This window comes from Streptomyces telluris (assembly GCF_024519335.1).
Lineage (GTDB): Bacteria > Actinomycetota > Actinomycetes > Streptomycetales > Streptomycetaceae > Streptomyces > Streptomyces telluris.
In genome coordinates this window covers 42959-67405 of sequence record NZ_JANIID010000019.1, presented here as the reverse complement: position 1 = coordinate 67405, position 24447 = coordinate 42959, and the positions used below count along the sequence as shown (strand labels likewise).

The window sequence follows — 24447 nt, the reverse complement described above, 5'->3', positions numbered from 1 at the left end:
CCCGATCAGGCCTCCGGTGCCCGGCCGTTGCCCGCAGAGCGAAATTTCGGTCGCGCGGGATACGGACAGCCAGGGCGCCGGTCGCCTATGTTGGCGTTGTGTAGGGTGCCTGATCCGGCGGCTACCCGCACCCAAATGATCAAGCCGTCGGACCGGCCAGGGCGCGGCCCTGCCCGGAACAACTGTGGACGATGCGCGAGGGCCGCACGCCGGCCTCGGCATCATGTGGAGGAGGCGCTGTGAGCAGCGACCCGTGGGGCCGCGTCGACGAGACGGGGACCGTGTACGTGCGTACTGCCGACGGAGAGCAGGTCGTCGGATCGTGGCAGGCCGGGTCTCCCGAGGAGGCCCTCGCTTACTTCGAGCGCAAGTACGAGGGCCTGGTCGTCGAGATCGGCCTCCTCGAGAAGCGGGTCAAGACCACCGACCTGTCGGCCAAGGACGCGACGACCGCGATCGACCACCTGCGCACGCAGGTCGACGAGCACCACGCCGTCGGCGACCTCGCCGCGCTGCGCGTGCGTCTCGACAAGCTCGTCGAGACGGTCGAGGCGCGCCGCGAGGAGCGCAAGGCCGCCAAGGCCAAGCAGGCCGACGAGGCCCGCACGGCCAAGGAGGCGCTGGTCGCCGAGGCCGAGGAGCTGGCCGCGAGCGAGCAGTGGCGGTCGGCCGGCGAGCGGCTGCGCGCCCTGGTCGACACCTGGAAGGGCCTTCCGCGCCTGGACCGCAAGGCCGACGACGAGCTGTGGCACCGCTTCTCGCACGCCCGCTCGGCGTTCTCCAAGCGGCGCAAGGCGCACTTCGCCTCCCTCGACGCCCAGCGCGAGGACGCCCGCAAGGCCAAGGAGAAGCTGGTCGCCGAGGCCGAGTCCCTCTCCGGCTCCACCGACTGGGGCCCGACGGCCGCGCGTTACCGCGACCTGATGGCGGAGTGGAAGGCCGTCGGCCGTGCGCAGCGCGAGGCGGAGGACGACCTGTGGAGCCGTTTCCGCGGCGCGCAGGACGTCTTCTTCCAGGCCCGCAGCGAGGTGTTCGCCGAGCGCGACGCCGAGCAGCAGGTCAACCTGACGCACAAGGAGGAGCTCGCGGTCGAGGCCGAGAAGCTGCTGCCCGTCACCGACCTGAAGGCGGCCCGCGCCGCGTTCCGTTCGATCAACGAGCGCTGGGAGGCCATCGGCCACGTCCCGCGGGACGCCCGCCCGAAGATCGAGGGCCGGATGCACGCGGTGGAGCGCGCCATCCAGGAGGCCGAGGAGGCCGAGTGGCGGCGTACGAACCCCGAGGCGCGGGCCCGCGCGGCCGGTCTCACCGGCCAGCTGCAGGCGGCCGTCGACAAGCTGCAGGAGCAGGTCGACAAGGCGCGTGCCGCGGGCAACGACGCCAAGGCCGACAAGCTCGCCAAGGAGCTTGAGGGCCGTAAGGCCCTGCTGGACCAGGCCCTGAAGGGCCTGGAGGAGTTCGGCGGCTGAACAGCCGCACATGAGTAAGGGGCTCCGGCTATTGCCGGAGCCCCTTACTCATGTGCGCTTCATGTGCGCTTCATCCGCGCTTACGGCCGGCGCGCCGAGGTCACGCGGTAGACGTCGTACACGCCCTCGACACCCCGTACGGCCTTCAGGACGTGACCGAGGTGCTTGGGGTCGCCCATCTCGAAGGTGAAGCGGGACGTGGCCACCCGGTCCCGGGACGTCTGCACGGCCGCGGACAGGATGTTGACGTGCTGGTCGGACAGGACGCGCGTGACGTCCGACAGCAGCCGGGAGCGGTCCAGCGCCTCGACCTGGATCGCGACCAGGAAGACCGAGGACTGGGTGGGCGCCCACTCGACGTCGATGATCCGCTCGGGCTGCTGCGAGAGCGACTCGACGTTGACGCAGTCGGCGCGGTGCACCGAGATGCCGTTGCCGCGGGTGACGAAGCCGATGATGGGGTCGCCGGGCACCGGCGTACAGCACCGGGCGAGCTTCACCCAGACGTCCTCGACGCCCTTGACGATCACACCGGGGTCCGCGCTGGAGCGCCGCTTGGAGCGGCCGCGGATCGGGGCGGTCTCCTCGATGTCCTCGGTGGCGGCGTCCTCGCCGCCGAGGGCCTGGACCAGCTTCTGCACGACGCCCTGCGCCGCGACGTGGCCCTCGCCGATGGCGGCGTAGAGGGAGGAGATGTCGGGGTAGCGCATCTCGTGCGCGAGGGTGACCAGGGAGTCGCCGGTGAGGATCCGCTGGATCGGCAGGTTCTGCTTGCGCATGGCGCGCGCGATGGCGTCCTTGCCCTGCTCGATGGCCTCGTCGCGGCGCTCCTTGGAGAACCAGGCACGGATCTTGTTGCGCGCGCGGGGGGACTTGACAAAGCCCAGCCAGTCGCGGGAGGGGCCGGCGCCGGGGGCCTTGGAGGTGAAGACCTCGACCAGGTCGCCGTTGTCGAGGGTGGACTCCAGCGGCACGAGCCGCCCGTTGACCCGGGCCCCTATCGTGCGGTGGCCGACCTCGGTGTGGACGGCGTAGGCGAAGTCGACCGGGGTGGCCCCGGCCGGGAGCGCTATGACATCGCCCTTGGGGGTGAAGACGAAGACCTCGTTGCGGGAGAGGTCGAAGCGCAGGGACTCCAGGAACTCGCCCGGGTCCTCGGTCTCCTTCTGCCAGTCCAGCAGCTGCCGCAGCCAGGCCATGTCATTGACGGTGTCCTGGTTCTTGCCGGCGTTCTTGGGCACGTCGGTGCGCACCTTGGAGGCTCCGGCGACGGCCTCCTGCTTGTACTTCCAGTGCGCGGCGATGCCGTACTCGGCGCGGCGGTGCATGTCGAAGGTGCGGATCTGCAGCTCGACGGGCTTGCCGCTGGGCCCTATGACCGTCGTGTGCAACGACTGGTACATGTTGAACTTGGGCATCGCGATGTAGTCCTTGAACCGCCCGGGCACCGGGTTCCACCGGGCGTGGACGGTGCCGAGCGCCGCGTAGCAGTCGCGGACGGTGTCGACGAGGACGCGGATGCCCACCAGGTCGTAGATCTCGGCGAAGTCGCGGCCTCGCACGATCATCTTCTGGTAGACGCTGTAGTAGTGCTTCGGCCGGCCGGTGACGGTGGCCTTGATGCGGGCGGCGCGCAGGTCGGCCTGGACCTCGTCGGTGACGACGGCCAGGTACTCGTCGCGCTTGGGGGCCCGCTCGGCGACGAGGCGGACGATCTCGTCGTACATCTTGGGGTAGAGGATCGCGAAGGCGAGGTCCTCCAGCTCCCACTTGATGGTGTTCATGCCCAGCCGGTGCGCCAGCGGGGCGTAGATCTCAAGGGTCTCGCGGGCCTTCTTCTCCTGCTTCTCCCGCTTGAGGTAGCGCATGGTGCGCATGTTGTGCAGGCGGTCGGCGAGCTTGATGACCAGGACGCGCGGGTCCTTGGCCATGGCGACGACCATCTTGCGGACGGTCTCGGCCTGCGCGGCCTCGCCGAACTGCACGCGGTCGAGCTTGGTGACGCCGTCCACCAGCAGGGCGACCTGGTCGCCGAAGTCGCGGCGCAGGTCGTCCAGACCGTACTCGGTGTCCTCGACGGTGTCGTGCAGCAGCCCAGCCATCAGCGTGGCCGGATCCATGCCGAGCTCGGCGAGGATCGTGGTCACCGCGAGGGGGTGGGTGATGTACGGATCGCCGCTCTTGCGCTTCTGGCCGCGGTGCCAGCGCTCGGCGACCTGGTAGGCGCGCTCGATCTGGCGCAGGGTCGTCGCGTCGGCCTTCGGGTCGTTTCCGCGCACGATGCGCAGGAGCGGTTCGAGGACCGGGTTGTACGGGCTGGAGCGCTGGACGCCGAGGCGGGCGAGGCGGGCCCGGACGCGGCTGGAGGAGCCGGGGCGCGGGGCGCTGGGCGGCGGCGTGGGCCGGACGGGTGACGTACCCGCGACGGCCGGGACCTGGCTCTTCGCTCCGCTGCCCGCGCCGGGGCCGGCCGGCGGCCGGGGCGTGGACTCAGGCGCGCTCTGCGGGCGGCCCTTGGGCGTGCCCGCGGCCGCCGCGGCCTCGGGAGACGGCTTGTCCTGTTGTGCGGCGGTGAGCGGCTGGGCCTCGTCTGGCAAGAGCACTCCTCATGCGGGGTCCGGCCCCCCGATCAGGTCCGGACAACCATGGTATCGACCCGGGCGGCGGGGCCGCCGCGCACCCGGCTGTGCTCAGAAGAACGCGGGGCGGGCCCCGGGGTCTTCCCCGGTGCCCGCCCCGCGTTGCGCAGTGCGTGCCCGTCCTGCCCTGCGTGGCAGGTCAGAGGCGCGTCAGACCGTGATCAGCGCCTCCAGCGGGGCGTCGCCGAGGGCGTCCGCCAGCCGCTCGCGGCCGGGCAGGAAGCCGAGCTCCATGAGCACGACGACACCCGCGACCTCGGCGCCGGCCCGGCGGATCAGCCGGAGCGAGGCCTCGGCGGTGCCACCGGTGGCCAGCACGTCGTCGATGACGAGGACGCGGTCGCCGGGGCCGACGGCGTCGGCGTGCATCTCGATCTCCGCCGTGCCGTACTCCAGCTCGTAGGCCTGGGCCAGCGTGGCTCCGGGGAGCTTGCCGGCCTTGCGCACGGGCACGAAGCCGAGCCCCGCGCGGACGGCGGCCGGGGCGCCCAGGATGAAGCCCCGGGCCTCCAGGCCGACGACCTTGGTGGCGCCGTGGCGCTTGCACAGCGCCGCGAGCTCGTCGGTCAGGGCGGCGAAGGCCGTGGCGTCGGCGAGCAGGGGGGTGATGTCCTTGAACATCACGCCCGGCTTCGGATAGTCGGCCACGTCGTGGATGTGCGTCAGCAGCAGGTCACGCAGCTTCTCGTCGGCCGTGCCGACGCCCGTGGCGCTCATCGGCGCTTCCCCTGGGGGCGGCCGCCGCGGGTGCCGCGGGCGCGGGCGGCGGACTGGCGGGGGCCGACGACACCGGTCGCGGCGTCCTCGCCCTCCTCCTCGTCGCCGGGGACCTCGTCGCGCGGCTCCTCGCCCGACTCGCCCTTGGCGGCCTGGGCGGCACGCTTGGCGCGCACCCGCTTGGCCAGGGCCCGCATCTGCGGGTCGCGCTCCTTGAGGTCGGCGACCAGCGGCGTGGCGATGAAGATCGACGAGTAGGCGCCGGCCGCGAGGCCGACGAACAGGGCGAGCGAGATGTCGTTGAGCATGCCCGCGCCGAGGAAGCCGCCGCCGATGAACAGCAGGCCGGCGACCGGCAGCAGCGCGACCACCGTGGTGTTGATCGAACGCACCAGGGTGCTGTTGAGGCTGCGGTTGGCGATCTCGCTGTAGGTGAAGCGGGTCTGCTTCGTGATGTCCTTCGAGCTCTCCTTCAGACCGTCGAAGACGACGACGGTGTCGTAGAGGGAGTAACCGAGGATGGTCAGCAGACCGATCACGGTGCCCGGGGTGACCTCGAAGCCGACCAGTGCGTAGACACCGACGGTGATGGTGAGGTCGTGGATCAGGGCGATCAGGGCGGCGATGGCCATGCGCCATTCGAAGGCGATCGCCAGGTAGATCACCACGAGGATCATGAAGATCCCCAGGCCGTACCAGGCCTTCTTGGCGATCTCGTCACCCCAGCTCGGGCCCACGATGTCGGTGTTGACCTTGTCCGTGGAGACGCCCAGCTGCTTGGCCAGGGCCTCCTGGGTGGCGCGCGACTGCTCGGTGGTGAGGTCGCTGACCTGGACGCGCAGCGGGCCGTTGCCGAGCTTCTGGACGATCGCGGTGTGGCCGGAGGTGGCCTCCGCAGTCTCCCGGGCCGCCTCGGCCGAGACCGAGGTGCTGGGCGTGGTGAAGACCGCGCCGCCGGAGAACTCGATGCCCATGTTCAGGCCGCGCACCGCCAGGCCGACGATGGCCGTGATGGTGATGAGGATCGAGATGCCGTACCAGATCTTCCGCTTGCCCACGAAGTCGTAGCCGACCTCGCCGCGGTAGAGCCGGGCGCCGAGATTTCCGAGCTTGGACATCTCACGCCTCCTTGGGGTCGACGGGGGCGGAGGGGCGGCGGGAGGCCCGCAGCGGCGGCTTGACGCCGAGCCGCTTGGGGTCGAGCCCGGACCACGGATGGCCGCTGGCGAAGAACTTGCGCCGGGCGAGGAGCGTCATCAGCGGCTTGGTGAAGAAGAAGACCACGACGACGTCGAGGAGCGTGGTCAGACCGAGCGTGAACGCGAAGCCCTGCACCTTGCCGACGGTGACGACGAAGAGCACCGCGGCGGCCAGGAAGGACACGAAGTCGGAGACCAGGATCGTGCGCCGGGCGCGCGGCCAGCCGCGCTCGACCGCCGGGCGCAGGGTGCGTCCCTCGCGGATCTCGTCGCGGATGCGCTCGAAGTAGACGATGAAGGAGTCGGCGGTGATGCCGATCGCGACGATCGCACCGCAGACGGCCGGCAGGTTCAGCGCGAAGCCGATGGCCTGGCCGAGCAGCACCATGATCGTGTACGTGAGGATCGCCGAGGCCAGGAGGCTGGCGAGGGCGACGAGCGCGAGACCGCGGTAGTACGCGACCAGGTAGATGATCACCAGGCCGAGGCCGATGGCGCCGGCGAGCAGACCGGCGCGCAGCTGCTCACCGCCGAGGGCGGCGGTGACCGTCTGCTCGGTGACGACGTCGAAGGACAGCGGCAGGGCGCCGTAGGACAGCACGTTGGCGAGGTCCTGGGCGCTGGCCTGGGTGAAGCCGCCGGAGATCTCCGCCTGGCCGCCCGTGATCGAGGTGGAGACGGACGGGTCGGAGACGACCTCGCCGTCCAGGACGATCGCGAACTGGTTCTGCGGGGGCTGCTTGCCGGCGAGCTGGCCGGTGACGTTCGCGAACTTCTTGGAGCCGCTGGAGTCGAACTTCAGCTGGACGAGCCAGCCGCGGCCCTGCTGGCTGTCGAAGACGGCGTCGGCGCCGGTGACGCCGGTGCCCTCGACGGACACCGGGCCGAGGATCTCCTTGGCCGAGCCGTCCTTCTTGCAGGCCACGATGACGTCGGTCGTCTTGGCGCCCGCCGCGACCTCGCTCGCCTTGGCGCGGCCCTCGGGGGTCGTGCAGTCCAGGGCGTCGAGCTTCTTCTGCAGCGCGGCGACGTCGGCCGGGGACGGCGTGGGCTCCTTGGACTTGTCGTCCTTCTTGCCCTCGTCCTTCTTCGCGTCCTTCGCCTTGTCGTCCTTCGCCTTGTCGTCCTTGGCGACGGGCGAGGCGGACGGGGTGGCGTCGGCCTTCACGGCGTCGGTGACGGGGCGGCCCTGCTGGCGCGGGCTCGCGCTCGCGGAGGGGGCGCCCGAGGCCGCGGAGGAGGCGGAGGCGGAAGGCGAGCCGGACGGCTTGGTCTTGCCGTCCTTGTCCTTGGCGTCCTTGTCCTTGTCCTTGCCGGAGGACGAGGCGTCGGGAGTGGGCTCGGTCTTGGCACCGGGGGCCACGGACAGCACGGGGCGGAAGCCGAGCTTGGCGGTGGTTCCGACCTGCTGGCGGGCCTGCTTCGCGTTCGTCCCCTTGGGGATGTTCACGATGATGTGGTTGTCGCCCTGCGTCTGGACCTCGGCCTCGGTGACGCCCAGCCCGTTGACACGCCGCTCGATGATGCCGACCGCGGTGTTCATGTTGGTCGGGTTGATCGCATTGGGCTTGCCGGGCTCGTTCTTGGCCTCCAGCGTGAAGCTGGTGCCGCCCGCGAGGTCGATGCCCAGCCGCGGCGTGGTGCGCCCTGAGGCGAACATCCCCCCGGTGAGCGCCACCATGGCGATCAGGATCAGGGCCAGGACCCTGCCCGGCCTGCCCTGGCCGCCCGGGGACCTGCGGCCCTTCTTCGGTGCTGCCACCTTGTCGTTTCTCCCTGTCCAACCGCCCGGTTCCGTGCGTTCGCCGGGCGGCCACGAATGTAGTGGGGACCTGCCCCCCGCCGGAGCCTAAACCGTCAGGGAACCGCGGCGCACTGCCCCAGCAGTGCTCCGCGGTTCCTCGAAGGGCTACTTCGCGTCGGCGTCGCCGTCCTGCTTGCCGTCCCGCTTGGCGTCCTTGGTGTCCTCGGCGGCCTTCTCGGCGGCCTTGGACTCCGGCTCGGCGGCCTTCTCGGCCTCGGCGGGCTCGCCCTTGCCCAGGTCGATCTTCTTGTCGGCCGGGGCCTCGGACTCGGTCAGCGACGAGGCATCGTCCGGGACGACAGGGGTCTCGGACTCGTGCGGCTCGATCCCGTGGACGATGCGGTTGTACTCGGCGTCCTCCAGGACGGCGCCGATGGCGTTCTTCGCGTAGATCGCGTGGACGCCCGGGGCCACCTCGAGGAGGACCGTGTCGTCGTTGACCTCCTTGACGGTGGCGTACATGCCGCCGATCGTCCGCACGCCGGTGCCCGGCTGCATCTGGTCGCGCATCTGCGCCGCCTGGCGCTGCTTGTTCTTGGCCGATCGCGTCATCAGGAACATGGCCCCGATGAGCACGATGAACGGCAGGAGAGTCACGATATTCACGGGACGGGGTTTCCTTCACACGACCGCGGGGGGGCGGCCTTCTACGGGGGTGGTATGCCGCGCCGGTACGGGACGGCATCGGCGGAGTCTAAGCGAGTCCGCGCCTATGGAACAACGCCCAGCATGGCACCGTGGTTCCTGACCCGACCAGCCCCCGCGCCGTCACCCTCCGAAGAGGCCCTGCTGGGGAGGGGTGCCCGCCGGGCCCGCCGCGCCGGCTTCGTTGACGAGGCCGAGGTGCTCCCAGGCGGCCGGGGTGGCGATGCGGCCCCTGGGCGTACGGGCCAGCAGACCCTCGCGGACGAGGAACGGCTCGGCGACCTCCTCGACGGTCTCGCGCTCCTCGCCGACGGCGACGGCCAGGGTGGACAGGCCCACCGGTCCGCCGCCGAAGAGCTTGAGGAGGGCGGTCAGGACGGCGCGGTCCAGCCGGTCGAGGCCGCGGGCGTCGACCTCGTAGACGTCGAGGGCCTGGGCGGCGATCTCGCGGGTGATCACCCCGTCGGCCTTGACCTGGGCGTAGTCGCGGACGCGGCGCAGCAGGCGGTTGGCGATGCGGGGGGTGCCGCGGGAGCGGCCGGCGATCTCGGCGGCGCCCTGGTCCTCTATCTCCACGTCCAGCAGCCGGGCCGAGCGGTGCACCACGCGCTGCAGCTCGGCGGGGGCGTAGAACTCCATGTGCCCGGTGAAGCCGAAGCGGTCGCGCAGCGGGGGCGGGAGCAGGCCGGCCCGGGTGGTGGCGCCGACGAGGGTGAAGGGCGGCAGCTCCAGGGGGATGGCGGTGGCGCCGGGGCCCTTGCCGACGATCACGTCGACGCGGAAGTCCTCCATGGCCATGTAGAGCATCTCCTCGGCGGGCCGCGACATGCGGTGGATCTCGTCGAGGAAGAGGACCTCTCCTTCGGTGAGGGAGGAGAGGATCGCGGCGAGGTCGCCGGCGTGCTGGATGGCGGGGCCGGAGGTGATGCGGATGGGGGCGCCCATCTCGGCCGCGATGATCATCGAGAGGGTGGTCTTGCCGAGGCCGGGGGCTCCGGAGAGCAGCACGTGGTCGGCGGTGGCGCCGCGGGCCCGGGCGGCCTTGAGGACGAGGTCGAGCTGCTCGCGCACGCGCTCCTGGCCGACGAACTCGCCGAGGTCCTTGGGGCGCAGCGCGGCCTCGACGGCGTGGTCCTCGCCGTCGGCGGCGGTGGCGACGAGGCGGTCGCCTGCGGGGGGCTCCGCGTATGCGGATTCGTCGTCCCAGTTCACGGGTTGAACCTCACGGTCGAGTGCTTGTCGGTTTTCCGGCAGGGGATTCCGCCGGTGCGGCGGGGCGGGCGCGAGCCGCCCGCCGGGCCGCACCGGGCCCTGCTCATCGCGCCCGGTTCAGCGTCTGCAGCGCGGCCCGCAGCAGCTGGCCGACCTGCGGCTGACCGCCGTCGGCGAGAACGGCCTCCGCCCGGGGCGCCACCGCCTCCACCGCCTCGTCGGCCTCGCGGGCGGCATAGCCCAGACCGACGAGCGCGGCCTGCAGCTGATCGCGCCAGCCCGCGGCGGCGGGGGCGGCGGCCGGAGCGGCCGAGCCGACCGGCTTGCCGAGCCGGTCCTTCAGCTCCAGCAGCAGCTTCTGCGCGCCCTTCTTGCCGATGCCGGGCACGGCGGTCAGGGCCTTCTCGTCACCGGCGGCGAAGGCGCGCCGCAGCGCGTCGGGGCTGTGCACGGCGAGCATGGCCTGGGCGAGGCGGGGCCCGACGCCGCTGGCGGTCTGCAGCAGCTCGAAGGTCTGGCGCTCGTCGTCGTCGGCGAAGCCGTAGAGGGTCAGGGAGTCCTCGCGGACGACGAGGGAGGTGGCGAGGCGGGCCTGCTTGCCGATGCGGAGGCCCGAGAGGGTGTTGGGCGTGCACTGGACGGCCATGCCGATGCCGCCCACCTCGACGACCGCGGTGTCGGGGGCGAGGGCGGCGACGGGGCCGGAGACGAAGGCGATCATCGGGTGCCCTTCGGGAGGCGGACGGGTGCGGTGGTGCGGCGCTGGGCGGCGGCGAGCTGCTGCAGGCGGCCGGCGGCGGGGGCGCGCCAGATGTGGCAGATGGCCAGGGCCAGGGCGTCGGCGGCGTCGGCCGGCTTCGGCGGTGCGTCGAGCCGCAGGAGGCGGGTGACCATGGCGCCGACCTGGGCCTTGTCCGCCCGGCCGGAGCCGGTGACGGCGGCCTTGACCTCGCTGGGGGTGTGCAGGGCGACGGGCAGGCCGCGGCGGGCGGCGCACAGCATGGCGACGGCGCTGGCCTGGGCGGTGCCCATGACCGTGCGGACGTTGTGCTGGCTGAAGACGCGCTCCACGGCGACGAATCCGGGCTGGTGCTCGTCGAGCCACTGCTCGATGCCGCGCTCTATGAGGACCAGGCGGTCGGCGGTGTCCGCCTCGGCGGGGGTGCGCACGACGCCCACGCCGACCATGCGCAGCGGGCGGCCCGCCGTGCCCTCCACCACGCCGACGCCGCAGCGCGTCAGCCCCGGGTCCACGCCCAGTACCCGCATTTCCCCTCCCCTCTTTGCGGCTGAACCGCCGCCGCTCTCGCGGACCTGGTCAATCGCCGTCGGGGTTCCTCAATTGATGGTGACGGCCCGTGGCGGCGATCTTCAACGTCCGCCCTCAGGCTATCCGCTGCCACTGACAACGCGACGGGCCGGCGGGATCGTGTCCCGCCGGCCCGTCGGCCGACCGCGGTCGGAAGCCTTGCACGCCGGCCGGAGGCCTTACGCGTCGACCTTCGCCATGACCTCGTCCGAGACGTCGAAGTTGGCGAAGACGTTCTGGACGTCGTCGCTGTCCTCGAGCGCGTCGATCAGCTTGAAGATCTTGCGCGCGGCCTCTTCGTCCAGCTCCACCTGCATGGTGGGGACGAAGTTGGCCTCGGCCGAGTCGTAGTCGATGCCTTCCTGCTGGAGGGCGGTGCGGACCGCGACGAGGTCGGTGGCCTCGCTGAGGACCTCGAAGGACTCGCCGAGGTCGTTGACCTCCTCGGCACCGGCGTCCAGGACGGCGCCGAGCACGTCGTCCTCGGTGAGCTCACCCTTGGGGACGATCACGACGCCCTTGCGGTTGAACAGGTAGGACACCGAGCCCGGGTCGGCCATGGAGCCGCCGTTGCGGGTCATGGCGACGCGCACGTCGGAGGCGGCGCGGTTGCGGTTGTCGGTGAGGCACTCGATGAGGACCGCGACGCCGTTCGGGCCGTAGCCCTCGTACATGATCGTCTCGTAGTCGGCGCCGCCGGCCTCGAGGCCGCCGCCGCGCTTGACCGCGGAGTCGATGTTCTTGTTCGGGACCGACTGCTTCTTCGCCTTCTGGATGGCGTCGTAGAGCGTCGGGTTGCCCTCGATGTCGACGCCGCCCATGCGGGCCGCGACCTCGATGTTCTTGATGAGCTTCGCGAAGAGCTTGCCGCGCTTGGCGTCGATCACGGCCTTCTTGTGCTTCGTCGTAGCCCATTTAGAGTGGCCGGACATCCGCCTGTCTCCTTCGCGTAACCAAATCCTGAGAACGAACGACTGAGATCCTACCGGGGCCGGGCTACTGGGCTGCGCGCACCATGTCCACGAAGTGGGCGTGGACCCGGTGGTCGCCGGTGAGCTCCGGGTGGAAGGACGTCGCCAGCACGTTGCCCTGGCGCACCGCGACGGTGTGGCCGTCGTAGGTGGCGACGATCTCGGCCGCGGCGCCGACGGACTCGACCCAGGGGGCGCGGATGAAGACGCCCTCGACGGGGCCGCCCTCGATGCCGGCCATCTCGACGGCCGCCTCGAAGGACTCGTTCTGCCGGCCGAAGGCGTTGCGGCGGACGATCATGTCTATGCCGCCGAGCGTCTCCTGGTCCTCCCGCCCGTCCAGCAGCTTCTCGGCGAGCATGATCATGCCGGCGCAGGTGCCGTAGACGGGCATCCCGGCCCGCACGCGCTCGCGCAGCGGCTCCAGCATGCCGAAGACGACGGCGAGCTTGGACATGGTGGTGGACTCGCCACCGGGTATCACCAGGCCGTCGACCTCGGCGAGCTCCTCGGGGCGGCGGACCGGGCGGGCGAGCGCGTCGGAGGCGGCGAGGGCGACGAGGTGCTCACGGACGTCGCCCTGCAGGGCGAGGACGCCGATGGTGGGGGTGGACACGGGGTTCTCCGTCTCGGGTCTGGACGACGGGTGGGCGGCCCGCTGCGGTAGCGCGGGCCGCCCAGCCGGGGAAAGCGGTGTGTTACCAGCCGCGGTTGGCGTAGCGCTCGGCCTCGGGCAGGGTGTCGCAGTTGATGCCGACCATGGCCTCGCCGAGGTTGCGGGAGGCGTCCGCGATGACCTTCGGGTCGTCGTAGAAGGTGGTGGCCTTCACGATGGCGGCGGCGCGCTTGGCCGGGTCGCCGGACTTGAAGATGCCGGAGCCGACGAAGACGCCCTCGGCGCCGAGCTGGCGCATCAGCGCGGCGTCGGCCGGGGTGGCCACGCCACCCGCGGAGAAGAGGACGACCGGCAGCTTGCCGAGCTCGGCGACCTCCTTGACGAGCTCGTACGGGGCGCGCAGGTCCTTGGCGGCGGCGAACAGCTCGTTGTTGTCGAAGCCGCGCAGCTTGGCGATCTCGTTCTTGATCTGGCGCAGGTGGCGCACGGCCTCCACGACGTTGCCGGTGCCGGCCTCGCCCTTGGAGCGGATCATGGCCGCGCCCTCGGCGATGCGGCGCAGGGCCTCGCCCAGGTTGGTGGCACCGCAGACGAAGGGGGTGGTGAAGGCCCACTTGTCGGAGTGGTTGATCTCGTCGGCCGGGGTGAGGACCTCGGACTCGTCGATGTAGTCGACGCCGAGCGACTGCAGGACCTGGGCCTCGACGAAGTGGCCGATGCGGGACTTGGCCATGACGGGGATGGAGACGGCCCCGATGATCTCCTCGATCATGTTGGGGTCGGACATCCGGGCCACGCCGCCGTCCTTGCGGATGTCGGCCGGCACCCGCTCAAGGGCCATGACCGCGACCGCGCCCGCGTCCTCGGCGATCTTCGCCTGCTCGGCGTTGACGACGTCCATGATCACGCCGCCCTTGAGCTGCTCGGCCATGCCGCGCTTGACGCGGGCCGTACCGGTCTCAGGAGTGGTGGACGTGCTGGGGACCGTGCTGGACACGTTGTGACCTCACTATCAAGGGCGGTGATGCTGCGCCCCTCATACAACCGATCCCGCTTTCCCCGGAAAAAGAGCCAATCCGAGGCCGGTGGCTTGTCCGGGGTGTCCCGAGAGGTCCGGTGGCCTTGCGGAGGCCCTCCCGGCAGGCATGCCCGGGGCTCAGTGGCTCGTGCGCGCCTCCAGGACGGCGGGCGGCTCGTCGTCCATCTCGAAGGCCATCGGGAAGGGCGCGTGGCCCGCGAGCCGGAACCAGCGCACCACGCGGTGCTTGCGCACGGCGCGGGCGGCGCGGACCGCGTCGTTGTGGAAGCGGCGGGCCATCGGCACCCGCCGGACCGCCTCGGACAGCTCGGTCAGGGACTCCTCGCCGCCGGGAGCCTCCCGGACGACCTCGACCTGCGGCTCCTCCGCGAAGACCGCCCGCAGCGCCTGGCTCAGCTCGCTCTCGGCGACCTCGCGCTGCTCCTCCTCGGCCTGCCGTGCGGCGTGCGCGGCCTGGTAGAGCACGATCGAGGCGGCCGGGTCGAGGACTCCGGCCGTGCCCAGCTCCTGGGCGACCGAGGCCCGGCGCAGCAACTGGGCGTCCAGCGCGGCGCGCGCTGCGTCGATGCGGCTGTGCAGGCGGTCCAGCCGGCCCGCGGTCCAGCTCAGATAGACGCCGATGACGACCAGGGCGGCGACGATCCAGATCAGTGTGGTCACGCCGGGCCACGTTACCGCTCGCCGCGGGGGCCGCTGCGCCGGGCGGACCGCGCACGGAGCGAGGCGTCCGCGCCGGGTGCGGCCCGGTGCGGGGCCTCCGCCGGGGGCGGCAACCGCGGTGGCCTAGTTCGGGACGGGCGCCGGGGCGGGCGCGACGGTGGCGCAGGAGGCGGGCGGCCGGGCCTGACGGGAGCCGCGCGCGGCCCGGCCTGCGCTCCTAGTCGCGGGCCAGGCCGAAGCGGGCGCGCAGGCCCGTGCGCTCGTCGGCGGCGACGGAGGCCGCGCCGGCGGTGACCGTCTCGTAGACGGCCAGGATGTCGGCGCCCACGCGGGACCAGTCGAAGCGGCGCACGTGCGCGCTGCCGCGCTCGCTCAGGCCGGTCCGCAGCTCCTGGTCGCCCAGCAGCCGTACGGCCGCGGCGGCGAGCGCATCGGCGTCCTCGTTGGCGAACAGCTCCCCGGCCGAGCCCTGGTCGAGCACCTGGGCGAAGGCGTCCAGGTCGCTGGCGAGGACGGGAGCGCCCGCCGACATCGCCTCGACCAGGATGATGCCGAAGGACTCCCCGCCCGTATTGGGGGCGACGTAGACGTCGACGCTGCGCAGCAGCCGCGCCTTGTCCTCGTCGCTGACCATGCCGAGGAACTCGACGCGCTCGCGCATCTCCCGGGGCAGGCCCGCCACGGCCTCCTCCTCGTCGCCCCGCCCGGCGACCAGCAGCCGGGTGCCGGGGCACTCGGCGAAGATCTTCGGCAGGGCGCGCATCAGCACCGGCAGGCCCTTGCGGGGCTCGTCGATGCGGCCGATGAAGCCGATCGTCCCGCCCTGCCACTCCTCCTTGGGCTCGGCGCGGGCGAAGAAGTCCACGTCGACCCCGTTGGGGATGACCACGGCGTCGCCGCCGAGGTGCTCGACCAGCGTCCTGCGGGCGTATTCGCTGACCGCGATGCGCGCGCTGATCTTCTCCAGGGCGGGCTGGAGGATCGGATAGGCGGCGATCATCGCCCGGGAGCGCGGATTGGAGGTGTGGAAGGTCGCCACGATCGGGCCCTGCGCGGCCCAGCAGGTCAGCAGACCCAGCGACGGGGAGGTGGGCTCGTGGATGTGGATGACGTCGAAGTCGCCGTCGTGCAGCCAGCGCCGCACCCGTGCGGCCGACAGGAAGCCGAAGTTCAGCCGCGCCACGGAGCCGTTGTACGGGACCGGGACGGCCCGCCCCGCCGAGACCACGAAGGGCGGCAGCGGCGTCTCGTCGTCCGCAGGGGCCAGCACCGACACCTCGTGGCCCAGCCGGATGAGGTGCTCGGCCAGGTCGCGGATGTGGAACTGCACGCCGCCGGGCACGTCCCACGAGTAGGGGCAGACGATCCCGATCCTCATGCCTCGGCCCTCCGGTCGCTCCCGGCCCGGCCGGCACCCCGGCCGTCCGGTGCGCCCTGCGCGCCCTGCGTCTCCTGCGCCGGCCCCTCCGCCGCTCCGCCCTCTCCGCCCGCTCCGCCGGAGGGCCGGTCCGGGCGCGGGTCGAGGTCGGCGAGCCACAGCCGCTGGAGCATGTGCCAGTCCTGCGGGTGCTCGGCGATGCCGGAGGCGAAGGCGTCGGCCATGCGCTGCGTCATCACCGCGGCCTTCTCGGCGCGCGTGCCCTCCCCGGGCACCTCGATCGGGGCGTGCACCCGCCCCTGCATCACCGGCGAGCGGTCGTACCAGAGCGTCACGGGGATCAGCAGGGCCCCGGTCTGCACGGCCAGCATCGCGGGGCCGGCGGGCATCTTGGCGGCCTCGCCGAAGAAGCTCACCTCTATCCCCGACGAGGACAGGTCACGGTCGGCCACCAGACACACCAGGCCCCCCGAGCGCAGCCGGCGCGCCAGCGTGCCGAAGGCGCTGCCGCCCGCGTGGGGCAGCACCTCCATGCCCAGCCCCTCGCGGTAGGCCACGAAGCGGTCGTAGAGCGTCTCGGGCTTCAGCCGCTCGGCCACCGTCGTGAAGGGCACCCCCAGGCGCGTGGTCACCCACGCCCCGGCCAGGTCGTAGTTGCCCATGTGGGGCAGCGCGATGACCACGCCGCGCCCGCTCGCCAGGCCCTCCTCCAGGTGGTGCAGGCCCTCCGGGGCGAAGGCCGTGCGCCTGCGCTCCGCGCTCCACGCCGGCAGCCGGAAGGACTCCATCCAGTAGCGCATGTACGAGCGCATGCCCGCCCGCGACAGCCGCGCCAGCCGCTCCGGGGACGCGTCCGGCAGCACGCGCGCCAGATTGGCCTCCAGCCGCAGCACGCTCTTGCCGCGCCGCCGCCACGCCGCATCGGCGATCTGCCGGCCCAGCCCGACGGCCACCGGCTCCGGCAGCTTCTTGACCGTGGCCCAGCCGAGCCCGTACAGCGCGTCGGTCAGCCGCTCCTTCACCCGTTGCCACCGCCCTGCGCCGGGGAGGCCCCGGCGGCGGCCGCGGCCTCGGCCTCCGCCTCGGCGGATTCGCGGCGCACCGTCACCACCCGCTGGATCAGGGTGACCAGGCTGCCCACGGCCACGATCCACAGCGCCACCGGCAGCAGGTACTGGATGCCCGGCACGCCGAACTTGTGCAGGCCCGCGAAGCCGCACGCCACCAGCGAGATGACCAGCCGCTCGGCCCGTTCGACCAGGCCGTTCACGTTCACCGGCAGGCCGATGCTCTCGCCGCGCGCCTTGGTGTACGAGACGACCTGGCCGCTGGCCAGGCAGAAGATCGACACCGCGCACAGCGCGATGTCGTCCCCGCCGCCCGCGTACCACAGGGCGAGGCCGCCGAAGATCGCCGAATCGGCGACCCGGTCGAGCGTGGAGTCCAGGAAGGCGCCCCACCGGCTGGAGCGGCCCAGCTGGCGGGCCATGTTGCCGTCCACCAGGTCCGAGAAGACGAACAGGGTGATGACGACCGTGCCCCAGAAGAACTCCCCCTGCGGGTAGAAGACCAGTGCGCCCGCCACCACGCCACCGGTACCGATGAGGGTCACCGCGTCGGGGCTGACGCCGAGGCGGATGAGCAGGGCGGCGAACGGCGTGAGAACACGCGTGAAGAACGCACGCGCGTACTTGTTCAGCATGGCCTTCCCGGAGGGGTGTCGTATCGGGCCGCGTGGTCAGGAGGCCACCGGCTGGCCCATCGTAGCCAGGCACCCCCGGACAGCCGCGCACGCACCGCTCGCAGCGGCAGCACCGGTGCTCCCACCGCCCCCGGCGGCCCCCGCGCGGGGCGTACGGGGGCGCCTCCGTGTGCGACGTATGGACGCAGCGTTACCGCAGTGGAAAGCTCGACGTACCGCAGGTGTCGACCGGGAGGCGGGACACATGGGCGAGAAGACGGGCACGTACCCAGGGGCCGCGGGCAGAGCAGTATCGGCCGACCGGCCGAGCCACGTACGCAACGTGGTGCTGGTCGGCCACAGCGGCTCGGGAAAGACGACGCTGGTGGAGGCCCTCGCGCTGGCGACCGGCGCGGTCAACAGGGCCGGCCGCGTCGAGGACGGCGGCGCGCTGTCGGACTACGACGAGATCGAGCACCGCCAGCAGCGCTCGGTCCAGCTGTCGCTGGCCCCCGTCGAATGGGCCGGCATCAAGATCAATCTGCTGGACACCCCCGGCTACGCCGACTTCGTCGGGGAACTCAGGGCCGGTCTGCGCGCGGCGGACGCGGCCCTTTTCGTCGTCTCGGCCGCCGAGGGCGCCGAGAACATCAACGGCGCCACCCGCATGGTCTGGGAGGAGTGCGCGGCCGTCGGCATGCCCCGCGCCATCGTCATCACCCATCTGGAGTCGGCCCGCTCCGGCTTCGAAGAAATGACGGAGACCTGCCGCGCGGCCTTCGGCGGGGACTCCCCCGACGGCGTGCTGCCGCTCTACCTGCCGCTGCACGGGCCGGAGGGCCCCGACGGGCACCGCCCCGTCGCCGGCCTCATCGGCCTGCTCTCCCAGCGCGTCTTCGACTACTCCTCCGGCGAGCGGGCCGAGGCCGCACCCGGCCCCGAGCACCTGCCCCTCATCGAGGAGGCGCGCAACCGGCTCATCGAGGGCATCATCGCCGAGAGCGAGGACGAGACCCTCATGGACCGCTACCTCGGCGGCGAGGAGATCGACGTCAAGACCCTCGTCGAGGACCTGGAGCGCGCCGTGGCGCGCGGCAGCTTCCACCCCGTCCTCGCCGCGGCCCCCGCGGCCGAGGGCGCCAAACAGGGCCTGGGCACCGTCGAGCTCCTGGAGCTGATCACCGGCGGCTTCCCCACCCCCCTCGAACGCGAGGTCCCGGCCGTCACCACCCCCGACGGCCGCCCCCACGCACCCGTGACCTGCGACCCCGCGGGCCCGCTCGCCGCCGAGGTGATCAAGACCTCCTCCGACCCCTACGTCGGCAGGATCTCCCTCGTCCGCGTCTTCTCCGGCACCCTGCGCCCCGACGAGACCGTCCACGTCTCCGGCCACGGCCTGGAGGACCGCGGCCACGAGAGCCACGACGTCGACGAGCGCATCGGCGCCCTCTCCTCACCCTTCGGCAAACAGCAGCGCCCCCTCCCCCAGGCCATCGCCGGGGACATCGCCTGCGTCGCCAAGCTCAGCCGCGCCGAGACCGGCGACACCCTCTCCGCCAAGGGCGACCCCCTCCTCATGGAGCCCTGGCAGATGCCCGACCCGCTCCTGCCCGTGGCGATCCAGGCGCACAGCAAACCCGACGAGGACAAGCTCTCCCAGGGCCTGTCCCGCCTCGTCGCCGAGGACCCCACCATGCGCCTGGAGCAGAACCCGCACACCCACCAGGTGGTCCTCTGGTGCCTGGGCGAAGCCCACCGCGACGTCGCGCTGGAACGGCTGCGCTCGCGCTACGGCGTCCAGGTCGACGTCGTGCCCCACAAGGTGTCGCTCCGCGAGACCTTCGGCACCAGGGCCGCCGGCCGCGGCCGGCACGTCAAGCAGTCCGGCGGCCACGGCCAGTACGCCATCTGCGAGATCGAGGTCGAACCGCTGCCCGGCGGCTCCGGCATCGAATTCGTCGACAAGGTCGTCGGCGGCGCCGTCCCCCGCCAGTTCATCCCCTCCGTGGAGAAGGGCGTCCGCGCCCAGGCCGCCCGCGGCATCGCCGCCGGCTACCCCCTGGTCGACATCCGGATCACCCTCCTCGACGGAAAGGCGCACTCGGTCGACTCCTCCGACGCCGCCTTCCAGACCGCGGGCGCGCTCGCCCTGCGCGAAGCCGCCGCCGAGGCCAGGATCCACCTCCTGGAGCCCGTCGCCGAGATCGAGGTCCTGGTCTCCGACGACTACGTCGGCCCCGTGATGAGCGACCTGTCCGGGCGGCGCGGCCGCGTCATCGGAACCGAGCAGTCCGGCGCGGGCCGCACCCTGGTGCGCGCCGAGGTGCCCGAGATCGAGATCGGCCGCTACGCCGTCGACCTGCGCTCCCTGTCGCACGGCACCGGCCGCTTCACCCGCTCCTACGCCCGCCACGAACCGATGCCCCCTCAGGTCGCCGACCGGCTGCGGGAATCGGCCGGATCCGGAGGGTAACGGGCGCAATCCGCCCGCCTCGCACCATCCGGGGCGGGCGGCCTTCACGATCTCTGCGACAGCCGGCACCCCGCGCCGATACGCTGGGTCCGCGGACCAACACGTATGACGCGGGCGGTCGTCGGCATCCGTCGAAGGCCGCAGGACCGGACATGCGCGGCATTGGGGGCAGCAGTGGCAGCAGGGGATCCGTTCGACTTCAGTCCGGGGGCGCAGATCCCGCTCTCGGGCTCCTCGGGACAGACCGCGGCGACGCAGGCCCTCGCCTCCGCCGCCTACCGCGACGGACCGGCCGACCAGCTCCTCAAGGCCAACTCCGACTGGGCCAAGTCCGAGGTCAAACCGCCCCGCATATCGCTCTTCGAGCCCAACCTGGGCGAGGCCTTCGCCCGCGCCGTCCAGCTGCGCGTGCTCGGCGGCGGCCGCAAACCCCTCATCCAGTCCTTCGGCCTCGACCCGCAGCCCGTCGTCGAGCACTGCCTCGCGGCCAACCGCATCCGCAAGCAGCGCGACGCCAAACTCACCCTGATCATGGCCGTCTGCGGGCTGCTCTTCCTGCCCGGCGTCCTGCTCTGGCTCGGCGTCTTCCAGCTCCGCCGCACCATCGCCGGCGCCCAGAACAAGCGCGCCGGCGCCCTCGGCACGGCCCTCCTCGTGGCCCTCGGCATCCTCGCCGCCATCCTCCTGGTGAAGCTGCCCTTCCACGGCTTCTGGGCCTTCTACCTGCGCGCCATGATCATCGCCCCGCTCGTCGGCGGCTTCTGGGCCAAGACCGTCTGCGAGAGCACCGCCAAGGACCTCCGCGAGCGCTGGACGGGCCTGCTCTCCGGCGGCGGCATCGGCGCCAAGATCCCCGAAGCCGTCCCCAAGAACCCCGGCGAGACCGCCGCCGAACGACTCCGCCAGTCCCTGGAGCGCCTCGCCGCCGAACAGCAGAGCAACGTCGCCTTCTACGCCGGCACCAAGGGCATCCTCGGCATGGGCACCCGCTGGGGCAGCTGGCACCTCGCCGAGGAGCTCGTCCCGCTCGACCCCGGCAAGGAGATCAACCCCTTCCGCAGCTGGGACGTCGTCCGCGCCATCCACGACCAGCTGCACCTCCTGGAGCGCAGCCCCCTGCACACCGGCGGCTTCCCCGCCCCCTCCGTCGAGCACTGGGTCGTCTCGGACGTCGGCGAGGGCGCCGGCGCCGTCTCCCGCCCCGAAGGCACCGACGGCTTCCAGATAAGGGGCGCCGAACTTCAGAAGATCTGCAACGAGCAGCAGTTCGGCGCCGGCAGCCGGCACTACCTCGGCGTCCAGTTCGTCCTCTGGGACGGCCAGCTCGTCATCACCCTCCTGATCACCGTCACCGTCCTCCACAAGACCCTGCGCATCGAGGTCACCGGACACGCCCTCGGCCCCGTCAGCGGCGTCTTCATGGGCAAGCCCGCCGCCCGCACCAAGACCACCCCCAAGACCATCAAGTTCTGGGAGAACCGGACCAGGACCCTCTCCGTCGTCCCGCCCCGCGAGATCGTCCGCCTCGCCGCCCGCGCCCCCCTCACCTGGTACCCCCCGCTCCTGGAGTACTGGGGCGGCAAGCTCGTCCTGCCCGAGCCCTTCGGCCTGCGCCACGCCTGGGCCGAGAAGCCCTGGCGGCACCGCTTCATGGCCGACGACGCCTTGCGCGCCACCACCCCCGTCCTGCGCGTGGTGCACGAGGCCGCCCTGCGCGTCCTCAAGGAGCACGGCGTGAACACCGACCGCTTCAACAGCCGCGCCATGTCCCTCAGCGGCGCCGTCCAGGACGCCAAGCCGGGCGCGGCGGACGTCTACAACGCCTGACGGCGACCGTCCACCGCGCCTGACCGGCCGTCACTCGCCGGGTCTCACCGGAAGATTCCGGTGTGGCCCAGCGAGTACCGGCCCGGCTGCGGATACACCGCGAGACCGTGCGGCCCCGCCCCGACCGGGATCTTGGCGATCTGATGCCCGTCCCGGGTGTCGATGGCGTACACCTCCGAGTCGTAACGCCCCGACAGCCACAGCACGTTGCCGTCCGCCGACACCCCGCCCATGTCCGGGCTCCCGCCCTCCGGCAGCTCCCACTTCTTCACCAGCTTGCGGCTCGGCAGGTCCAGCACCGAGACCGAACCCTCGCCCCGGTTGGAGATGTACATCGACTTCGAGTCCCGGCTCACGTACAGCCCGTGCGCGCCCTTGCCCGTCGGCATCAGCCACGGCTCGGTGAACTTGTCGCCGTCCAGCACCCACACCCCGTCCGCCATCATGTCGGCGACATACCAGGTCTTACCGTCGGAAGCGATCTTCACGTCCTGCGGCATCGCACCCTCGAACGGCAGCTTCTGCTGGCCGATCACCTTCATCTTCGCCGTGTCGACCTTCAGCAGCTCACCCGAGAACTCGCACGAGACGATGAAGTACTTCCCGTCCGGCGAGAAGTCCGCGTGGTTCACCCCCTTGCACGACACCGGCTCCGTCTTCTTCCGCTTCATGGTCTGGGCGTCCCGGAACACCAGCTCCCGGTCCATCGACGCCATCACCACCGCGTACTTGCCGTCCGGCGTGAAGTAGAGGTTGTACGGATCGTGGACGTCGACCGTCCGCCCCTTCTTCCCCGTGGCCGGATCGATCGCCGTCAGCGTGTGACCGCGGTCGTTGTTCACCCACAGCGTCTTCATGTCCCACGACGGCACCACGTGCTGCGGCTGGTTGCCCACCGGGATCGTCTCGATCACCTTGTACGTCTTCGGGTCGATCACGCTCACCGTGTTCGACTCCGTGTTGGGCACGTACACCCGCGACGGGAAGTCCTTCACCACCGGCGACAGCTGATTGGGCCGGTCCGCCGCGTACAGGTCGTTCGGATCCAGCAGCGGCGGCATACCGGGCAGCCCCGCGGCCGGCGCGGCACCCCGGCGCTCCCCCTGCTGCTGCCCCTCCTTGTGGGGCGCGCGGTCGGCGGCCTCCGTACCGGAGTCCCCTCCGCATCCGGAGGCCAGCAGGGCGCAGGCGGCGGCGAACAGCACGGCACGGTGCACCCCGCGCAGACGCGGCCGGCGCAGAGAGCTCGGGAACGAGGAGAACTGGTTCATCAGGTCAGCAGCTCCGTTGTCGTCACCGCGCGCAGACCGCGGCGGTGCAGGCCGTCGAGGATCGCGGGCAGCGCGGCCACGGTGCCCGCGTGCCCGAAGTGCAGGCTCACCACCGAACCGGGCCGCACCGCCTTCAGCACGGTGCGCCGGACCGCCTCCGGCCCGGGATCGGTGAAGTCCAGGGAGTCCACGTCGTAGGAGAGAACGTGCGGATAGCCGGCCTGACGGGCCAGCCGGGCCACCTGCTCGGTGGCGAGCCGCGCCCGCGAGGGCCGGAACCAGCGGCCGATCCCGCCCGTCAGCCGCCGCAGCCGCTCCGCGCACTCGGTGATCTCCGCGGAGGCCGCGGCCGCGGGCATCGTACAGATGTCGAGGTGGTGCATCGTGTGATTGCCCAGCTCGTGGCCGCCGTCGAGGATCCGCCGCGCGAGCTGCGGATAGGCCTCCAGCCAGGTTCCCACGGCGAGGACCGTCACCCGCGCCCCGGCCCGCTCCGCCTCCCCCAGCAGCCCGGTGATGGGCTTCGGATCGCCCTGGCCGTGGAAGGTCAGCGCCACGTCCTTGCCGGTGCGGGGGCCGTGCTCGATCTGGGCGGGAAGCCCAGGCGGAAGCGGGGCGAGCGTGAGCGCGGGGGGCTTCGACACCGACGGCGCCCCGGATGCCGCGGGCTTCTTCGAGGCGCCCGGCTTACGGGACGCGCCCGGCTTGGTGGAGGCACCGGGCTTGGTGGACGCCCCCGGCCGGGCGGAGCGCTCGGCCGCCGCGCCGGCCCGTCCGGACGGATCCGCCGCCCGGGCCCCCGCCTCACCGTCCGACCGGCCGCAGCCCGCACCGGCGGCCCCGGCGAGGGCGCCGCCGGCGGCCGCGCGCAGCACGGTGCGGCGGTGAAGGAAGGTCACCGCACCATTAGAACTTCTTTTAATTAAGACTTTGGGATATTTGCCCGTTTTTCTCTGACGCGTGTCCTCAGGCGTGGGGCCAGGCGTCCGCGAGCATCTTGCGGGTGTCGGCCAGCAGTTGGGGCAGCACCTTGGTGTGGCCGATCACCGGCATGAAATTCGTGTCGCCGCCCCAGCGGGGGACGACATGCTGGTGCAGGTGGGCGGCGATGCCGGCACCGGCGGTGTCGCCCTGGTTCATGCCGATGTTGAACCCGTGCGCGCCGGAGGCGGTACGCAGCGCGGTCATGGCCCGCTTGGTGAAGTCCGCGAGCTCGGCCGTCTCGGCGACGTCGAGCTCCGTGTAGTCGGCGACGTGCCGGAACGGCACGACCATGAGGTGGCCGCCGTTGTACGGGTAGAGGTTCAGGACGGCGTAGACGCGCTCGCCCCGGGCGATGACCAGCCCGTCCTCGTCGCTCTTCTCCGGGATCGAGCAGAACGGGCACCCGTCACCGGACCCCGGCCCGGTCGGCTTGTTCTCGCCTTGGATGTAGGCCATCCGGTGGGGCGTCCACAGTCGCTGGAACGCGTCCGGCGCCCCGACTCCGATCTGCTGCTCCGGCTCACTCGTCATGGTGTGCAGCATATGCGCCCGG

Annotated in this window: 21 protein-coding genes; 3 read left to right on the top strand and 18 right to left on the bottom strand. The window is 72.0% G+C overall.

Annotated elements, in window-relative coordinates; genetic code table 11:
- Nucleotides 1-239 precede the first annotated feature (239 nt).
- Nucleotides 240-1469 carry a DUF349 domain-containing protein gene (locus tag NQU55_RS20745; RefSeq protein WP_168091332.1) on the top strand — a complete coding sequence of 410 codons (1230 nt, stop codon included), beginning with the start codon at nt 240-242 and terminating at the stop codon, nt 1467-1469.
- An 80-nt stretch (nt 1470-1549) separates the two neighbouring features.
- Here NQU55_RS20745 and NQU55_RS20740 read toward each other — a convergent pair whose 3' ends face one another.
- The 15 genes from NQU55_RS20740 to pgsA all read right to left on the bottom strand — a co-directional run bounded on the left by NQU55_RS20740 (nt 1550) and on the right by pgsA (nt 17360).
- Complete coding sequence (locus NQU55_RS20740) at nt 1550-4066, bottom strand: RelA/SpoT family protein (protein ID WP_168091333.1); 2517 nt, start codon at nt 4064-4066, stop codon at nt 1550-1552.
- Nucleotides 4067-4258: 192 nt separating this feature from the next.
- Nucleotides 4259-4825 carry an adenine phosphoribosyltransferase gene (locus NQU55_RS20735; RefSeq protein ID WP_168091334.1) on the bottom strand — a complete coding sequence of 189 codons (567 nt, stop codon included), beginning with the start codon at nt 4823-4825 and terminating at the stop codon, nt 4259-4261.
- The gene (gene secF, locus NQU55_RS20730) at nt 4822-5943 is read right to left on the bottom strand and encodes a protein translocase subunit SecF (RefSeq protein WP_168091335.1); all 1122 of its coding nucleotides are present in this window, start codon (nt 5941-5943) and stop codon (nt 4822-4824) included. The genes NQU55_RS20735 and secF overlap by 4 nt, the downstream gene beginning before the upstream one ends.
- 1 nt (nt 5944) lies before the next feature.
- Entirely contained in the window at nt 5945-7786 is a 1842-nt protein-coding gene (gene secD / locus NQU55_RS20725; protein WP_168091336.1) for a protein translocase subunit SecD, read from the bottom strand.
- Nucleotides 7787-7933: 147 nt separating this feature from the next.
- Entirely contained in the window at nt 7934-8434 is a 501-nt protein-coding gene (yajC, locus tag NQU55_RS20720; RefSeq protein ID WP_168091337.1) for a preprotein translocase subunit YajC, read from the bottom strand.
- A 162-nt stretch (nt 8435-8596) separates the two neighbouring features.
- On the bottom strand, nt 8597-9685 hold the full coding sequence (ruvB, locus tag NQU55_RS20715) for a Holliday junction branch migration DNA helicase RuvB (protein ID WP_168091338.1): 1089 nt from the start codon (nt 9683-9685) through the stop codon (nt 8597-8599).
- 103 nt (nt 9686-9788) lie between these two features.
- Nucleotides 9789-10406 carry a Holliday junction branch migration protein RuvA gene (gene ruvA, locus NQU55_RS20710; RefSeq protein ID WP_168091339.1) on the bottom strand — a complete coding sequence of 206 codons (618 nt, stop codon included), beginning with the start codon at nt 10404-10406 and terminating at the stop codon, nt 9789-9791.
- On the bottom strand, nt 10403-10954 hold the full coding sequence (ruvC, locus tag NQU55_RS20705) for a crossover junction endodeoxyribonuclease RuvC (protein WP_168091340.1): 552 nt from the start codon (nt 10952-10954) through the stop codon (nt 10403-10405). Before ruvC ends, ruvA begins: the two co-directional genes overlap by 4 nt.
- A 219-nt stretch (nt 10955-11173) precedes the next feature.
- Nucleotides 11174-11926 carry a YebC/PmpR family DNA-binding transcriptional regulator gene (locus NQU55_RS20700; RefSeq protein ID WP_168091341.1) on the bottom strand — a complete coding sequence of 251 codons (753 nt, stop codon included), beginning with the start codon at nt 11924-11926 and terminating at the stop codon, nt 11174-11176.
- 64 nt (nt 11927-11990) lie between these two features.
- Entirely contained in the window at nt 11991-12581 is a 591-nt protein-coding gene (pdxT, locus tag NQU55_RS20695) for a pyridoxal 5'-phosphate synthase glutaminase subunit PdxT (protein ID WP_168091342.1), read from the bottom strand.
- Nucleotides 12582-12663: 82 nt separating this feature from the next.
- Nucleotides 12664-13578 (bottom strand): pyridoxal 5'-phosphate synthase lyase subunit PdxS, encoded by a 915-nt coding sequence (gene pdxS, locus NQU55_RS20690; protein ID WP_030365296.1) that lies wholly within the window; start codon nt 13576-13578, stop codon nt 12664-12666.
- Nucleotides 13579-13737: 159 nt separating this feature from the next.
- Nucleotides 13738-14280, bottom strand: coding sequence for a LemA family protein (locus NQU55_RS20685; RefSeq protein WP_168091343.1), 543 nt, complete (start codon nt 14278-14280; stop codon nt 13738-13740).
- Nucleotides 14281-14497: 217 nt separating this feature from the next.
- On the bottom strand, nt 14498-15658 hold the full coding sequence (locus NQU55_RS20680) for a glycosyltransferase family 4 protein (protein ID WP_256790941.1): 1161 nt from the start codon (nt 15656-15658) through the stop codon (nt 14498-14500).
- Nucleotides 15655-16680 (bottom strand): phosphatidylinositol mannoside acyltransferase, encoded by a 1026-nt coding sequence (locus NQU55_RS20675; RefSeq protein WP_168091345.1) that lies wholly within the window; start codon nt 16678-16680, stop codon nt 15655-15657. The genes NQU55_RS20680 and NQU55_RS20675 overlap by 4 nt, the downstream gene beginning before the upstream one ends.
- On the bottom strand, nt 16677-17360 hold the full coding sequence (gene pgsA, locus NQU55_RS20670; RefSeq protein WP_168091346.1) for a phosphatidylinositol phosphate synthase: 684 nt from the start codon (nt 17358-17360) through the stop codon (nt 16677-16679). Before pgsA ends, NQU55_RS20675 begins: the two co-directional genes overlap by 4 nt.
- 244 nt (nt 17361-17604) lie before the next feature.
- Between pgsA and NQU55_RS20665 the strand changes: the two genes are divergently transcribed.
- Both NQU55_RS20665 and NQU55_RS20660 read left to right on the top strand, forming a co-directional pair.
- Nucleotides 17605-19812, top strand: a complete 2208-nt coding sequence (locus tag NQU55_RS20665) for an elongation factor G-like protein EF-G2 (protein WP_168091347.1) — start codon at nt 17605-17607, stop codon at nt 19810-19812.
- 105 nt (nt 19813-19917) lie between these two features.
- Complete coding sequence (locus tag NQU55_RS20660) at nt 19918-21639, top strand: AbeC-like domain-containing protein (RefSeq protein WP_240976135.1); 1722 nt, start codon at nt 19918-19920, stop codon at nt 21637-21639.
- A 44-nt stretch (nt 21640-21683) separates the two neighbouring features.
- Here the strand turns inward: NQU55_RS20660 and NQU55_RS20655 are convergent, their stop codons facing one another.
- From NQU55_RS20655 to NQU55_RS20645, 3 genes are all read right to left on the bottom strand, one after another.
- The gene (locus NQU55_RS20655) at nt 21684-22910 is read right to left on the bottom strand and encodes a YncE family protein (protein ID WP_168091349.1); all 1227 of its coding nucleotides are present in this window, start codon (nt 22908-22910) and stop codon (nt 21684-21686) included.
- Nucleotides 22910-23809 carry a polysaccharide deacetylase family protein gene (locus tag NQU55_RS20650; RefSeq protein WP_168091350.1) on the bottom strand — a complete coding sequence of 300 codons (900 nt, stop codon included), beginning with the start codon at nt 23807-23809 and terminating at the stop codon, nt 22910-22912. Before NQU55_RS20650 ends, NQU55_RS20655 begins: the two co-directional genes overlap by 1 nt.
- Before the next feature lie 67 nt (nt 23810-23876).
- Complete coding sequence (locus tag NQU55_RS20645) at nt 23877-24437, bottom strand: HIT family protein (protein WP_168091351.1); 561 nt, start codon at nt 24435-24437, stop codon at nt 23877-23879.
- Nucleotides 24438-24447 lie beyond the last annotated feature (10 nt).